Raw genomic sequence first — 13,589 nt, 5'->3', positions numbered from 1 at the left:
GGTAGCCCTGGCTGTTAGTCATGGGCTACTTTTCGATCGAAAGGATCTTTTTGATCTTGCCCGGTTGCGCCCAGTTACACTGTCCCCCACCATTTAGCTCATGCAGGATCTTAGGGATATGGGGATTTTGAAGCAAGTCTAAAAGTTGCTGCGCGTCCACCAGATCCCAACAGGGAATAAAGGCATGCATCGCCTGGTTGCCCTGCCACATTTGGTCATCAACCTGGGTTAAAATTTGCGGCCTAAAATCATGCTTTCCATAGGCTTGCCAGATGATTTTAAAAGGAGCAAAGGAATAGAGCCCCACCCCCAACAATGCCCACCAGTATCCCTTGGCGATCGCTGCCCGAATCAACGTCCCCTTACGATTTTGGAGTTGAACCTTAAACTTTTCTAGATAGCTACGCAAATCAGGATAGCTAGCTAAACGCTCCCAGGCGATCGGTTTGCCAGTTTGTTGCTCATAGGGCAACAGAATCCATTTGGTTGGTTCTTGCTGCTCAGTTTTCCATAGTTCCTTCGTGGCCAAAGGGTAAATAAATTCCGCTGGCAGAAAATCCGGCTTTTGTTTAAAAATAAATACCCCATTAGCGCCGCAGGTATTCACACCCTGGCGCGGTTTCTGGTGGGGGGTAATCGCAATTTCGATCGCTTCCTCTTTTGCCCCTAGCTGATTGCGAGGCGTAATCCGCCATTGATCCGATCGCAATCTCAATGGTTGGGCAACGTATTCCTGCCAATCGCCATCTTTTTCGCAGTAATACTTAACCGGAAAGGTTTGCAGCATATCGATCGTAAAGGCCGCCGCCGCATAGGCCGTAATTACTGATTCAAATACCTCGGTTTCAGTGAATTCAAATACTGCATTGACGCAAAAATCTCGCCCCTGCGATCGATAATCCCGGAACCCCAGGTGGGCATCTCCCCCAGAAAAGAGCGATCGCGGCACAAAAAAATAGCCAGCCCCATGATCATCTAAAAGATTACCCAGGGCAATTTTCAAAATCAAAGCGGCAATATCCACCCGCGAGGCTCCCAATAGGACTTGTTTTTTGTCGGGGACAAGTCCAGCGGCGACGAAATATGGTTTTAATTTTTGCTTATAGCTATCTGGCAGATCGGTAAAATTAGCCCAAGGGGGATTGCCCACCAGAATGTCAAATTTGAGATCAGGTGGATTAATAATTAAGTCCCGCTCCAGGCAATTAGCCGCCGGGAAATTAATCCCATATTCCCGCTTGGCGATCGCGCGAAAATTCTCTAAATGCTTGCCCTGGCGATCGATCAAGGTGATCCTGTTAACTAAATCAGGAGTTAAAGGAATATTGCGCTCTCTGGCAATTTGAAACAAACTCAAGGCAAAGATACCCGCCCCAGCAGTGGGATCGCAGACCGTGGCTCCTGCTAGCCAGCGATCGCCCACCTGCCATTGATCCAATAGCCACCTTGCCCACCTGGCGGGAGTAAATACTTCACCAATTTTGGCTGCTTGTGGAAGAGCAATGACTTTATTCATCAACAGCCAATCATGTCGCTTAGTTTCTCTTAATTCAATCTATAAAATATTGGGTAGTCATGCAGTAGTAAGGATAATTAGCAATCGATTTAAAATTCGGAGCTTAGCTTGTTTGGGTTATAGATATTCAACTATCTCCTAAATCCTTACTTGTTCAGCACTACCAAATATTGCAATGGTATAGGCAATCTTTAATTTTTTAGAGTGAGTCTTGCAGCCCATACACTCCCATAAGCTAAGTCTAGATCGAATAAGGTTGTAACTTTGATCCTGAATCAGATTAATCAAAATGGTATTGCTATGGAATTAAGGGCTTTTAGCTAAAGGTACTTGGTGCAGCTTTAATCCTGTCGCCAGATATGATTGGATGCACCTTAATATAATTTTCGCATTATTTGATATTGAATTTACAGGTGAAAGAATAGCTAGACTATTACTTACCTGTTTGTAAGGCCGCGATCAAAACCGCCTGAGCGATCGGCTGTTGGCCATAGGAAAACGCCCAGGGAATACTTGGCGGCAACTTCGGCAAAATCAGATCCAGATTATAGGGACTGCCATAGACCAGCACCGCGATCAACTTATCTTCATTTACTAACTGCTCGATCAATGCTTCAGTGCGATCGCCCATGCCTGCGCTACCCCGATAGGGATTGCCGCGACTAAACACCTGCAAAATCAAGGCTGGTAAATCTTGTAAATCCAGCGCCGCCAGCGATCGCCAATCGACCAATAAATGCTCACAACCATAGGCTTGAAACTCCGTAATGGCAGGCGATCGCCGATTGATATATTTACTACAACCCAACTGATCATCAACAATTAGCAAGTTAAGCGGTGGCTCGGCGCGATCGAGATTTAAATTGCCAGGACACATGCGAATCGAACCCTGGGCAATCTGCCTGGCCATGTCTAGATTAGCAGCGCTGCCCACCTCATCGGTTAACTGCTCAAATGATGGTATTTCTGGGCTGCATACTCGCTGTTTGGCCTGCCAGATTCTAGTTAAAGAAGCCAAAATCCGATCGCGCGGAATCTCACCTGCCTCTACCGCCCTGCAAACCGCCTCGATCGTCACGATCGGATCAACGGGCATCAGCAAAATATCTGCCCCTGCTAGCACCGCATTCACCGCTACGAAAGCTGGATCATAGCGATCGGCCACCCCACCCATCACCAGCGCATCGGTCACAATCAACCCATCAAAACCTAATTCCTGGCGCAGTAGCTTGTCTAAGATCTTTGGTGAAAGCGTAGCGATGTTCTGGGCATCAAGCACAGGTGCAAAAATATGGGCAGACATGATTGAATCCACCCCCTTAGCGATCGCGGCCACAAAGGGAGGCAACTCAACTTGATTGAATCTTTGGCGATCGAGATTTAGCTTGGGCGTTTGCAAATGGGAATCTACTTCCGTGTCGCCATGCCCTGGAAAATGCTTGGCCGTAGTCAGGACATTATTGTTTTTTGCCCCCTCAATAAAAGCACCACTGAGGGCGATCACATCGGCGCTGCTCTCCCCAAAAGCACGCACATTGATCACTGGATTGGCGGGATTATTATTCACATCCACCACGGGCGCAAATAACCAGTTAATCCCCAACGCAGCAGCCTCCTGGGCGGTGATCCGACCCATTTCACTAGCATATTGCTTGGCGGTTTCTGGCGGCAGCGATTGCAACGCCATTGGTGGTGGAAACCAGGTTGCACCCGCAAATCTTTGACCCACGCCTTCTTCCAAATCGGCGGCGATCAACAGGGGTAACTTTGCCCAGGCCTGGAGTTGTTGCGACCTGGTCCAAACTTCTGCGGCACTGCCACCAACCAAAATTACACCACCCACACCCTCAGCCAACCATGCTTGTAGCTCCCGATTGGGGGCTTCCCATTGGGGATATTCAATTTGATGATCCCAGAGATGTCCTGATGCTCTGACTACCACCATCTGCGCCACTTGTTCCCGCAGGGTGAGCGAGTTGAAGTCGGGGAGTTTTTTCATCGCTTAACTTGGCTGCGCTGTTGATTGAAGCTAGTTTAGTGCAAGCTGAGCGATTTTAGGGATTAAATTAAAACTCTAACGAAAAATCCGATCGCGTCATTGGTTGAGGAATTTCTAGCCCCTCGCCACCAAGATAATCCACTGGCTCCCCTTCGATCGACAAATACAAATTTGCCTGTGGGTTAATGCTGGTGGCAGTATAAAGCACCTGCACCACTCGCCCAGTCATGCCAGCACTACCGCCCCCCGATTCAAACTCATCGGAGAGATCTAAATAAATATCATTACCATCGATCGAAACATCCCGCAGTTCTGTGCCCGGTGGGATCGCGCTATACATTTCTGCCTGCTCGTCTGGCAAGGTGAACACCGTGTTTAAAGCTGTGGTTAATGTTTCCGTTGGCGTGGCCGCTGGTTCGATCGGTGCGGCAACTGCAACTAAGCTGGTTTGGCGATCGCTAATCCAATAGACCGCAGGTTGGCTATCTTCAACCACGGTGGGATCGGGATCGATTGTAGGTGGTTGCACTTCAATATTATTTTGCACCACAAAATAGCTGGCTGTTCCCCCAACCAAACCCGCCGCGATCAATGCGATCCAGGTGCCCTTGCGTGATGTGGATGTGCTCATCTCTTTTCTCCTGTCTTTTTGCCAGTCCTTTGACAATCTTAATCAAATTAATGCTTGTAGGGAACAGAATCGCTCAATATTCGCTTCTATACTTCATTTTCTAGAATCAGTTTTTCTAGAATCAGAATTTCAAAAAATTAGAACCTTTAAAATTGCCTACGCTTGGTTAACCTGAGTTTGGCAGCTTTTTAAAATCCCTAACTTGTGGATACTGGCGATCGCCCGCAACCCAATTGCCTCGTTAGCGATCGTTTTTGATCTAATTGGATTGGATTGGATTGGATTTAATCTAATTTTGAGCGCACTAATGTTTGATTAGGCGCTGTTAAATAGCCATTAGTTCTTAGACCTTTGTTTAAACTGGAATGTTCCTATTTTTAAGCATGATCACCCGATCGGATTAAATGATTGGATGAGGTTATTGATGCCAGGGCAAGCGAAAATACTTATAGGTCAAGTAGGACAAAACAACTTAGTTAATTATTTAGTTGATTATTGATTTGATGACTTAAGACATTTACCGATTAGCTTTTGGAGGTGGCAGCCATGTGGGAAAAATTTGCACAATCAATCTTTCTTACCCTCATGTTAGGTCTGCTGATGTCGATCGGCGGTTATGGTGCTTCAGAAGGGAAAACAAATGATGTTGCTCCGGCGAGTGGCTCATCGGTAATTTTGCGATCGCCTGATTCGCGCTTGTAGGATCAAGTTAAATATCAAGTTTTATTGAATAATGCCAATACCTAATCGCTATAGTTTCTGGTAGGGGCATGGAAGTCAGGATTTTTAGCACAGGACTTTCGAGGCAGCCTTGATTCTATGGCCAAGTATGATTACATCGTCAGGGCTCATATATTTATGTATTTATGGCTTATGTATTTATGGCTAAGGTAAGGCAAGCATTGTTGTTGCCAGCGATCGCCCTTGGGCAATATTTATAACCTAACCTGGTGTGCAACTATTTCCAGGCCATTGATTTTAGGTTGTTTGAGCAATCCAAAATATCAAGATCCAGGTTAACTAGCACGAGGATATAAGGGTTTCAGAACTTTAGTTGCACATCGCGTAACCTAGTAAAATTTGGCTCCGGTTATATTTGTGATCAGATAGGTCAAATAGATCAAAGAATGCAATTGTAACTATTGTTGTAGCAGTTTTGGCGGAGTTAATTGGTTAGAGCGATAATAAAGATGTGGATGTGAGCGGATGATTTTGTCATTTATTCATTGCCATCGCCATTTGAATTCTTTGAGTATTCTTTGGGCATTTGATCGCTGTGATCATTGCTAATCTGGCTAGTGCTAATTAAATATTAGTAAGTATTCAAAAAACTCATGAGTATTTAAGAAACTAGTTAGCTTTGGCTTCAGTCTACAAGACTATTTGCATGAATAAGGGCAAATCAGGACTTGTGAGCAAGAAGGAGCAGAAACCATGAAAAAACTAATTATTGCGATCGCTGTAGTTATGGCCTGGTTGATCTGGGCGGTGCCAACTGGGGCAGAAAACCCTGAGCACCTTAAACAATTACTCAGCGAGTACGCATGCAAAGGCTGCGATCTATCTGGTGCGGATTTGTCGGAAATGCATCTGATCGGTGTTGACCTACGCGAAGCAAATCTGGAGGGGGCAATTATGACTGAGGCAAATCTGGAAGGGGCCGATCTATCCGGTGCAAACCTCACCGATGCCGACCTAACTGGTGCATTTTTATCAAGTGCCTTTTTACAAGGAGCCAACCTGAGCGGCGCAAATTTGAGTAATGCGAATTTAATTTACGCTGATCTGGGCGGTGCAAATTTGAGTGGCACCAATCTAAATGGTTCGCAAATGTTTGGTGTGGATCTCTCTAAAACTGACGTGACTGCTGCCGAAGGCGAAACGATCGAAATCACTAAATAATCCGAGTGTGGTTTAAGAAATTGGAATTACTGGGCAATAGGTTCAAAAGCCCTTAAGTTTTGCCCTGGCAAGCATTTGGATCGCTTCAGTAAAGATGCTTTAAATTTAAATATTTTTAAGTTTGGCTACGTTCACGAGTCTTTTAAGCACCGGGTGATTGCTGATTTTTACTTGATCTAATTGAATTAGCTTTTCTTGCATTGCCATAATGCCTTTTACGCATATGGTCTTATTTTTTGGCATTTATTTATACAAAACTTCCCTGCTGAAAATGGGACTAAGTATGAATAACAATTTTGAAAGCGAGATCTAAGCGATCGCCCATTGGGTCTATATAATCGCTCATTAATCAAAGGCATATGTTTACTTCGGTACATCGATTTCTCGGCTCAATCAAGCTGGCAGTTCCTCTCCTTAGTTTGATCGTAGGCATTCTAATCTGGGCTACTTTCTATGAATCGCAAGTGGGTTCTGCAGTGGTGAGCCGGATGGTTTATAAAAGTAGCTGGTTTGGGACGCTGATGTTTTTGTTGGCGTTGAATCTCTCGGTTTCTGCCCTCAGTCGATATCCCTGGCGCGGTGCCCGTAAGATTGGCTTTGCGCTTACCCATTTTGGTCTGATTGTATTGATTGCGGGAGCAGCAGCGGTAATTCACCTGGGGGTGGAAGGAATGCTGCCTTTGCGCACTGACCTTCCCGCCAATAGCCAGATTCGGGTTGAAGGCGATCTACTCGAAGTTCTCTCTCCCCAGGGCGAAGTAGAGCGGGTTGATTTATTTGTGCGCGATGATGGTTCAATTAACCCCTCAACGGCAGCGGGCTTAAAGTTGCTGGCCTACGACGACAATGCAATTAAAACGGTGAGCTTTACGGACACTGCACCGGTCTATAGCCCTGCCGTGCATTTGCAACTAGACAGCGATCGCATGGGGCAATCGGTGCAACGCTGGTTAGCGATCGCGCCAGAGAACTATAGCCAGATAGAGATCGGCCCTGCTAGCCTAGAAATCGCTTTGGCCGAAACCGAATCACAATTAAAGGAATTTTTAGCACCACCACCTGAAACCGATGCCTTCTTCCGGGTGGCGATCGCTCCAGACCAAACTTTGCACTATGCGGCGAATTCTAGTAACGGCTTTGTCAGTGGTTTATTCACCGCCGATACGATCGTGGAACCGGGCTGGGCAGACTTTCGGATTTCTTTGTTGGAGTTTGTGCCCCATGCCCAGATTCAGCGCGAAGTTGTGCCCGTTCCCCCATCAGTGGGTGAAGGGAATCCGGCTTTGCTAGTGGAAACTGCCAGTGGCACAAAAGCCTGGTTGCCCTATGGTGAACCGACTGCGATCGCTAATGCGGTTACTTCTAACGCAGGAAATGAGACAGAAGAAATCTTTGCTGCTTTTGCGCCAAAAATGCTGCAACTGCCGTTCGTAGTGAAGCTAGAGGATTTTATTGTCGATCGCAACGAGGGTACTGATTCAGTGGCGATGTGGACTAGCCAGATTCAGATCACCAATCCATTCACTGGTGAAAGTAGCGATCGGCGCGTCTGGATGAATCACCCCACCTGGTTTGAGGGTTGGAAATTGGCGCAAGCTTCCTGGAATCCTGGCGATCTGCGTCAATCCACCTTGCAAGTTAAGCGGGAACCAGCCTGGGTCACGGCACTTACCTGGTTTGGCTCGGCACTTGTGGTAGTGGGCATTGGCGTGATGTTCTATGGTCGCAGTGTGATCCAATCGGTGGGTAGCTCTAAGTTAGCTCAGGCATTGAGTAGCAATAGTGATGCAACGATCGATCCGACTGAATTGGCGCAGCAGGCCACGGCGATCGCTGCCAATAGCGACAAAAATTCAACTGAAGTGATTGAGGCGATTAGTCCAGAACCAGAATTAACTTGATTTCGTCAACTAATGGCAACTGATGGTAACCAATGCAACTAGTTTCTATGTCTTTTGCTTGCAATTATTGAATTGCCTTACTCAATTAGTGATTTGCGCTTGGCCTCACTCCGAAGATGAGTTAGCTGAGATTTAGCGCCAAGGGCGATCGCTCCCCGAATGCTCGATCCCATCGGCCGATCGATGAACGGATCGATTGCTGTGGTGAATTCAAAACTTGTGATTCAAAAAAAATCAATTGCTTTGTAATTTGTGTGATTTGCTCCGTAATTACTGATCAAAACTTGCCATGACCACTACCACTCCTATTCCTAGTCCAGATTTGCAATCAGAACCTGTGCAAGATGCGGCAGAGAATACTCAACCAGCCTTTAGTAATTTCCTCAAACTACTGATTGGTCTGGGCTTGGGTATTTTGATTATGCTGATGCCACTGGGGCAGTTTCAACCGCAACCGCTGAATGCCTTACAAACGATCGCAGTGCAGCTAGACGGGCGCAAAAAGCCCCTAGATACGGTGGCACGAGAGACGGTGAGTAAGATTCACGGTAGGGCTAGCTATAAACAGCCAAATGGCGAAAAGCTGAGCTATCTGCCGACCTACCTGGCGATGTGGTTCAACGATCGGGACTGGAACCAGGAGCCGTTTATTCTATTTAGCTATCGACCGCTGAAGGAAAAACTAGGCTTAGATCCAGAGCGCAAGTATTTTAGCTTCAGGGAACTGATGACCTCTGACCTGGCCGCGATCGCCCTAGAAGCAGAGCAAAAGCAATCGGCCAAAATTGATCTCAGCCGCGATGAGCGGGAAGCACTCACGATCGAAGATCGGCTTTTATTCATGCTGCGCACGGTGGGTTCTGGCACCTTGCCGATTGTGCCCCATCCCGATGATGCCAAAGGTAAATGGGTGGGCGTGAATGCAGCGATTGATTATTATGAACCGGAATTGGCCGCCCCCGCGATCGCCGATTATGAACTGCTCAAACATGCCTATCAAGCGGATTCTAGTCAACTTGTGCCGATCGGTCAGTTGGCGGCAGTGCTGCGAGAGACCCTAATTAACCTCAGTCCTAATGTTTATCCAGACCTGGCGGTAATGCAGCGGGAAGTTAACTTTAATGGCTTGCACCCATTTGCTAAAGCATGGCAGCTCTATGCTCTGGCCTTTGTGGTGATGATATTGACGGTGAATCTTAAAAAGTTAGAAAACCTTGGTGCTTACTGGGGTGCGATCGGCCTCTTCATGGCTGGTCTGGGCATTCAGGGTTATGGCTTCATTGAGCGAATGCAGATCGCCGGCCGTCCCCCGGTCACCAATATGTATGAATCGGTGATCTGGGTTGGATTTGGCATCGCCGCGATCGCCCTAGCATTTGAATTAAACACCCGTGCTCGCTACTATCTTTTGGCGGCAGCTCCCTTGTCGGTGCTGTGCCTGGTGATGGCAGATAGCTTGCCAGCGGTGCTGGATGCCAGTATTAACCCCCTCGTACCCGTATTGCGGGATAATTTCTGGCTCAGTATTCATGTGCCAACAATTACGCTTAGCTATGCCAGTTTTGCTCTGGCGATGGGACTCGGTCATATTTTGCTAGCTAACTATGCCTTTATGCCGCAGGCTAAAAACCGAATTAGTAGCCTGTCCAAGCTAAATTATCGGGTGTTGCAAGTGGGAGTCTTGCTCCTGACCACTGGCGTGATTCTTGGTGGCATCTGGGCGCACTTTTCCTGGGGGCGGTTCTGGGGTTGGGACCCGAAAGAAACCTGGGCTTTGATCGCGCTGTTGTGTTATTTGGCTCCACTGCATGGCCGCCTGGTGGGCTGGCTGAGTGATTTTGGCATGGCCATAACCAGTGTGGTCAGTTTTAATGCGGTGTTGATGGCCTGGTATGGGGTTAATTTTGTGCTGGGTACTGGTTTGCACAGCTATGGGTTTAGTACCGGTGGCTCGGAATTATTAGTGGCTGGTGTTGTTGGCATTGACCTATTACTAGTCTTGTTGGCCACCGCAAGGTATAGGAATTGGTTTGGCCTGGGCGCGATCGCCTAACTGATTTAATCAAGCCAATTGCCGATCCAGAATGAATACCTGATATATCTAAAATCTTTGCAATATTTGGGAATTTAGCTAATTATGATTCGTCGTGATTTTTTATCCTGGGTTGGCCTTGGTATGATGGCCAGTTTCCTACCCGTGGCGATCGCTGCTTGCTCATCTGATCCGCCGCAGAGTAACAACAATGCTACGAGTAGCAAATCAGACGAACCGGAGATCGATACCTCATTGCGCGAAGATGGCTTCCAGGCCTTTGCCACAGTAGAGCAGATCGATGAAAAGGGATCGGTGCGGAATCTGACCGCTGGTGCCAGACCAGTATTGATCTTCCGTGATCCTGACAGCAGTGAACTGGTTGCGTTTGACTCCACTTGTACCCATCAAGCCTGTAATGTGACCTGGGATGGCGAGAATAGCCAGATTTTTTGCCCTTGCCACAGTTCCGCCTTTAACCCCGATGGCACAGTAAAGCAAAGCCCTGCCGATGATCCCCTCACTTCACTTGAGCTAAAGGAAGAGGATGGGTTGATTTTAGTAAAGGCTTCTTAGGGTTATTTCAATCTGAAATGGTAAGCGAGCAAGGATTGTAGCAATGGCACAAAATTTTTTGCCAATATTCTGATCTAATCATCCTGGCACTAAAAGATTTAATATTACATTGGGGCTAAATATCAAATCCTGTAGATTTAATTAGCGCTGAAACCTAATCGCAATAATTTCTTCGTAATGGTTATGGCGATACTTATTCAGCCTATTTCATTGAATTTGATATATCTTTGAACTCTGACAACTGTGATAATAGTTTGAGCTAATTAGAATTAGGCTAAAACCCAACCAGGCAGATAACCGCAGCATATTAATATTTAAGGCAACTAAGGCAACTTAACATGGCACTACTGAGCTTAGAAGAGATTTCCTATCGGCTGGAACGGGAAAAATCCCTGGCCGATGCTGAACTAAGTTGCGTTGATTTGCGCGGATTAGTGCTCGATCGCGGTGATTTTACTGGAGCCTATATGCGATCGGCCAATATAACTGGTGTTTCCTGCCATCAAACCAATTTTAGTTATGCCAGTTTGATGTTTGCCCAGGCCAGCGAAGCAGTGCTGACCTACGCTAATTTAGCTAAAACCCACTTGAACAGTGCCCAGCTCGATCGCGCCAATTTAAGCCAGGCAGCGGCAAAAGCGGTAATTCTATTTGGAGCCAACCTGGAGCAGGCCAATTTGAGCGCCGCCAACCTTGAAGAAGCGGACTTGCGGGAAGCCAAAGCGATCGCCACTGATCTTAGGCAAGCCAAATTAATCAAAGCTAAACTAGATGATGGCTTGTTCACTAACGCAGACTTTAGTAAGGCCAGACTGAGATTAGCTAGCTTGAAGGCAGCAAATTGCGAAGGCGCAAATTTTGAGGGTGCAAACCTAGAGCAAGCAAGCATGGAAAAGGCTAACTTGAGTAAGGCTCAATTTACTGATGCTGAGTTGATTGCCGCCAACCTGCAAGAAGCCAACCTGACTGAGGCAAATCTGCAAGGGGCACAACTACACGAAGCCAAGCTGGGCAAAGCCTTAATCTGCCAGACTAATTTAACCGGGGCTGCATTGTTCGGTACTAATCTAGAGGGGACTCAGTTCAAGCAGGTTAATTTAGCTGAGGCCAGTTTACGTGATGCCAACCTGGAGCATAGTAGCTGGGAAGCAGTGGATTTTGCCGATTGCGATGTGATGGGGGCAGAGTTTACTTTTGCGGAGGGCTTGAGCGATGAACAAAAACACTGGCTGCGGGGAAATGGGGCGTTGAATGTACCTAAGTAGTAAGTAGTAGCGGCGCGTAGTAAGCCAATTAGCTGAAGCAACATACCACCTCTTATTCCCTTTATTTCCTCGGAGGTTGTTTTGCTGCCGAATCATACTTATGCCAAAAATTAAGTCTTATGCCAAAAATTAAGTTCAGATCAGGTCCTTAGGGAACCCCTAACCAATTCACATGCTCAAGCCAGTGGCTTGTTTGGCTTGTTAGTAATTATTGGGTCTGCAATCGTATTCGGCCAAGAGATTAAAAACTAAACCAAGGATTCTTTACTAAATATGCTTACTAAATATCCTTACTCCCATAGCACCGATGGTTTATTTATAGACATAACTTTAACATCTCATTTAGTTGCTTAGTTGCTCAATCCACAGGCGATCGTCTTTTGTCCAAAGTATTTGAGGCTCGCCACGCTAACTAAAATCAATATTTGCATCTTATGCATTCCAAGCATGAAGAACCCGCATCACTAAATTAGTAATTGTAACTAAATTTACTAATTACAACGGTTTAAAAAACTATAAATAGGCAGTAAAGCACCGCCAAACAAATCATCAACTGAACGGATTGTTATGCTGGTTGGTCGCCGCAAATAACTTTCAGTTCTGTGATTTATGTGAGTGACGGTGCAAAATAAAGAGATATGGAGTAACTTTAGATGTCACTACCAGTTGAGATCTTGCAAGAAAGTTTCAACAAGGTCAAGCCCTATGCGGGTGAATTAGGCGATCGCTTTTACGAGAACCTATTCACGATGTATCCCGAGGCTAAGCCACTGTTTGCCCACACCGCAATGGGTAAACAAAAGCAAATGCTGGTGGGTTCATTGGTGATGACGATCGATAACCTCACTAATCCAGAAGTGCTCACTAGCGAGTTAAAAGGTTTAGGTGCCAGACATGTCAAATATGGGGCGCTACCTGCCCACTATCCACTAGTTGGGAATGCGTTACTGGCTACCCTAGAGCAATACTTAAAAGCTGATTGGACTCCTGAGGTCAAGGAAGCCTGGGTTGCCGCATACGGTGCCATTACAGCAATTATGCTGGATGGGGCTGATTACCCGCCGGAGGTGCTCAACTTAGAAGGTGCAGCAGGCTAGGGTAAAGGCACAATTGACCTAGGAACAAATGAGTAATTCCCCAGGGAGATTCAGGCTAGGTAGGTTATTCCGAGCCAACATAATTGTGATGGTGTTGCTGGTTGTTTTGACAACCTGGTTAGCTGCTGCATTTGCCCTGGATCAGCGCAGCGTTTTTTTGCCCGGTGAAACCTCCCATGGACACATGGTGATCGAAGCCTCCTGTAGCTCCTGTCATGAAGGGTTTAAGCCGATCACGAATGAAACCTGCCTGCGCTGCCATGAGGCGGAAATGGCAGAGGATGAACATGGTACTAAGAAGTTCCGCGATCCGCGTTGGGCCGAGTTGATGGAAGAGATCGAGGTACTCACCTGTACGGCCTGTCATAACGAGCATGTGCATATATTTAGTCGCGGTGTGCATTTGCATCCGGATCTATGTATGCATTGTCATGAAGGTGTAATTAACGGCGATCTGGCCAGCCATGAGGGCTTCTCACCTGACGGCTGTTGGACCGCTGGTTGTCACAACTTCCATGATCATCGATCGATCTCGACCGGATTCATTCGCCAGAATCTAGATCAACCGGATATGTTGCCGGTGCCGACCTATCCCGATCGGACGGTGAAACCACAGCTCGATCGCGCTCCTGCCGCTGATCTAGGTCAGGAATTTCTAGGAGGTGGCTAG

General features: G+C 46.8%; 11 protein-coding genes. 8 read left to right on the top strand and 3 right to left on the bottom strand.

Annotated features, from left to right (window positions below):
* Positions 1-25: 25 nt before the first annotated feature.
* The 3 genes from PSE7367_RS13355 to PSE7367_RS13345 form a co-directional block, all read right to left on the bottom strand.
* Positions 26-1,516: an SAM-dependent methyltransferase gene (locus PSE7367_RS13355; RefSeq protein WP_015165889.1), complete on the bottom strand. Its 1,491-nt coding sequence runs from the start codon at positions 1,514-1,516 to the stop codon at positions 26-28.
* Between the two features lie 433 nt (positions 1,517-1,949).
* On the bottom strand, positions 1,950-3,515 hold the full coding sequence (locus tag PSE7367_RS13350; RefSeq protein ID WP_015165888.1) for a glycoside hydrolase family 3 N-terminal domain-containing protein: 1,566 nt from the start codon (positions 3,513-3,515) through the stop codon (positions 1,950-1,952).
* Positions 3,516-3,582: 67 nt separating this feature from the next.
* Positions 3,583-4,146, bottom strand: coding sequence for a GerMN domain-containing protein (locus PSE7367_RS13345; protein ID WP_015165887.1), 564 nt, complete (start codon positions 4,144-4,146; stop codon positions 3,583-3,585).
* 546 nt (positions 4,147-4,692) lie between these two features.
* Here PSE7367_RS13345 and PSE7367_RS22095 point away from each other — a divergent pair.
* The 8 genes from PSE7367_RS22095 to PSE7367_RS13310 all read left to right on the top strand — a co-directional run bounded on the left by PSE7367_RS22095 (position 4,693) and on the right by PSE7367_RS13310 (position 13,589).
* A complete protein-coding gene (locus tag PSE7367_RS22095; RefSeq protein WP_015165886.1) occupies positions 4,693-4,848 on the top strand; it encodes a hypothetical protein in 156 nt (51 codons plus the stop codon).
* Between the two features lie 732 nt (positions 4,849-5,580).
* Complete coding sequence (locus PSE7367_RS13340; RefSeq protein ID WP_015165885.1) at positions 5,581-6,048, top strand: pentapeptide repeat-containing protein; 468 nt, start codon at positions 5,581-5,583, stop codon at positions 6,046-6,048.
* A gap of 359 nt (positions 6,049-6,407) precedes the next feature.
* Positions 6,408-7,949, top strand: coding sequence for a cytochrome c biogenesis protein ResB (locus tag PSE7367_RS13335; RefSeq protein ID WP_015165883.1), 1,542 nt, complete (start codon positions 6,408-6,410; stop codon positions 7,947-7,949).
* 289 nt (positions 7,950-8,238) lie between these two features.
* Complete coding sequence (locus tag PSE7367_RS13330) at positions 8,239-10,002, top strand: cytochrome c biogenesis protein (RefSeq protein WP_015165882.1); 1,764 nt, start codon at positions 8,239-8,241, stop codon at positions 10,000-10,002.
* Between the two features lie 84 nt (positions 10,003-10,086).
* Positions 10,087-10,557, top strand: a complete 471-nt coding sequence (locus PSE7367_RS13325; protein ID WP_015165881.1) for a QcrA and Rieske domain-containing protein — start codon at positions 10,087-10,089, stop codon at positions 10,555-10,557.
* Positions 10,558-10,895: 338 nt separating this feature from the next.
* Complete coding sequence (locus PSE7367_RS13320) at positions 10,896-11,822, top strand: pentapeptide repeat-containing protein (RefSeq protein WP_015165880.1); 927 nt, start codon at positions 10,896-10,898, stop codon at positions 11,820-11,822.
* Positions 11,823-12,475: 653 nt separating this feature from the next.
* On the top strand, positions 12,476-12,919 hold the full coding sequence (locus PSE7367_RS13315; RefSeq protein WP_015165879.1) for a globin family protein: 444 nt from the start codon (positions 12,476-12,478) through the stop codon (positions 12,917-12,919).
* Positions 12,920-12,947: 28 nt separating this feature from the next.
* Positions 12,948-13,589, top strand: a complete 642-nt coding sequence (locus tag PSE7367_RS13310) for a cytochrome c3 family protein (protein ID WP_015165878.1) — start codon at positions 12,948-12,950, stop codon at positions 13,587-13,589.

The organism is Pseudanabaena sp. PCC 7367, assembly GCF_000317065.1.
GTDB classification, from domain to species: domain Bacteria; phylum Cyanobacteriota; class Cyanobacteriia; order Pseudanabaenales; family Pseudanabaenaceae; genus Thalassoporum; species Thalassoporum mexicanum.
This window is presented reverse-complemented; position numbering and strand designations above follow the sequence as displayed.

What these genes read in the sequence shown, in the direction of transcription:
- PSE7367_RS13355 (WP_015165889.1), bottom strand. Translation starts at nt 1,516, where the DNA reads ATGAATAAAGTCATTGCTCTTCCACAAGCAGCCAAAATTGGTGAAGTA.
- PSE7367_RS13350 (WP_015165888.1), bottom strand. Translation starts at nt 3,515, where the DNA reads ATGAAAAAACTCCCCGACTTCAACTCGCTCACCCTGCGGGAACAAGTG.
- PSE7367_RS13345 (WP_015165887.1), bottom strand. Translation starts at nt 4,146, where the DNA reads ATGAGCACATCCACATCACGCAAGGGCACCTGGATCGCATTGATCGCG.
- PSE7367_RS22095 (WP_015165886.1), top strand. Translation starts at nt 4,693, where the DNA reads ATGTGGGAAAAATTTGCACAATCAATCTTTCTTACCCTCATGTTAGGT.
- PSE7367_RS13340 (WP_015165885.1), top strand. Translation starts at nt 5,581, where the DNA reads ATGAAAAAACTAATTATTGCGATCGCTGTAGTTATGGCCTGGTTGATC.
- PSE7367_RS13335 (WP_015165883.1), top strand. Translation starts at nt 6,408, where the DNA reads ATGTTTACTTCGGTACATCGATTTCTCGGCTCAATCAAGCTGGCAGTT.
- PSE7367_RS13330 (WP_015165882.1), top strand. Translation starts at nt 8,239, where the DNA reads ATGACCACTACCACTCCTATTCCTAGTCCAGATTTGCAATCAGAACCT.
- PSE7367_RS13325 (WP_015165881.1), top strand. Translation starts at nt 10,087, where the DNA reads ATGATTCGTCGTGATTTTTTATCCTGGGTTGGCCTTGGTATGATGGCC.
- PSE7367_RS13320 (WP_015165880.1), top strand. Translation starts at nt 10,896, where the DNA reads ATGGCACTACTGAGCTTAGAAGAGATTTCCTATCGGCTGGAACGGGAA.
- PSE7367_RS13315 (WP_015165879.1), top strand. Translation starts at nt 12,476, where the DNA reads ATGTCACTACCAGTTGAGATCTTGCAAGAAAGTTTCAACAAGGTCAAG.
- PSE7367_RS13310 (WP_015165878.1), top strand. Translation starts at nt 12,948, where the DNA reads ATGAGTAATTCCCCAGGGAGATTCAGGCTAGGTAGGTTATTCCGAGCC.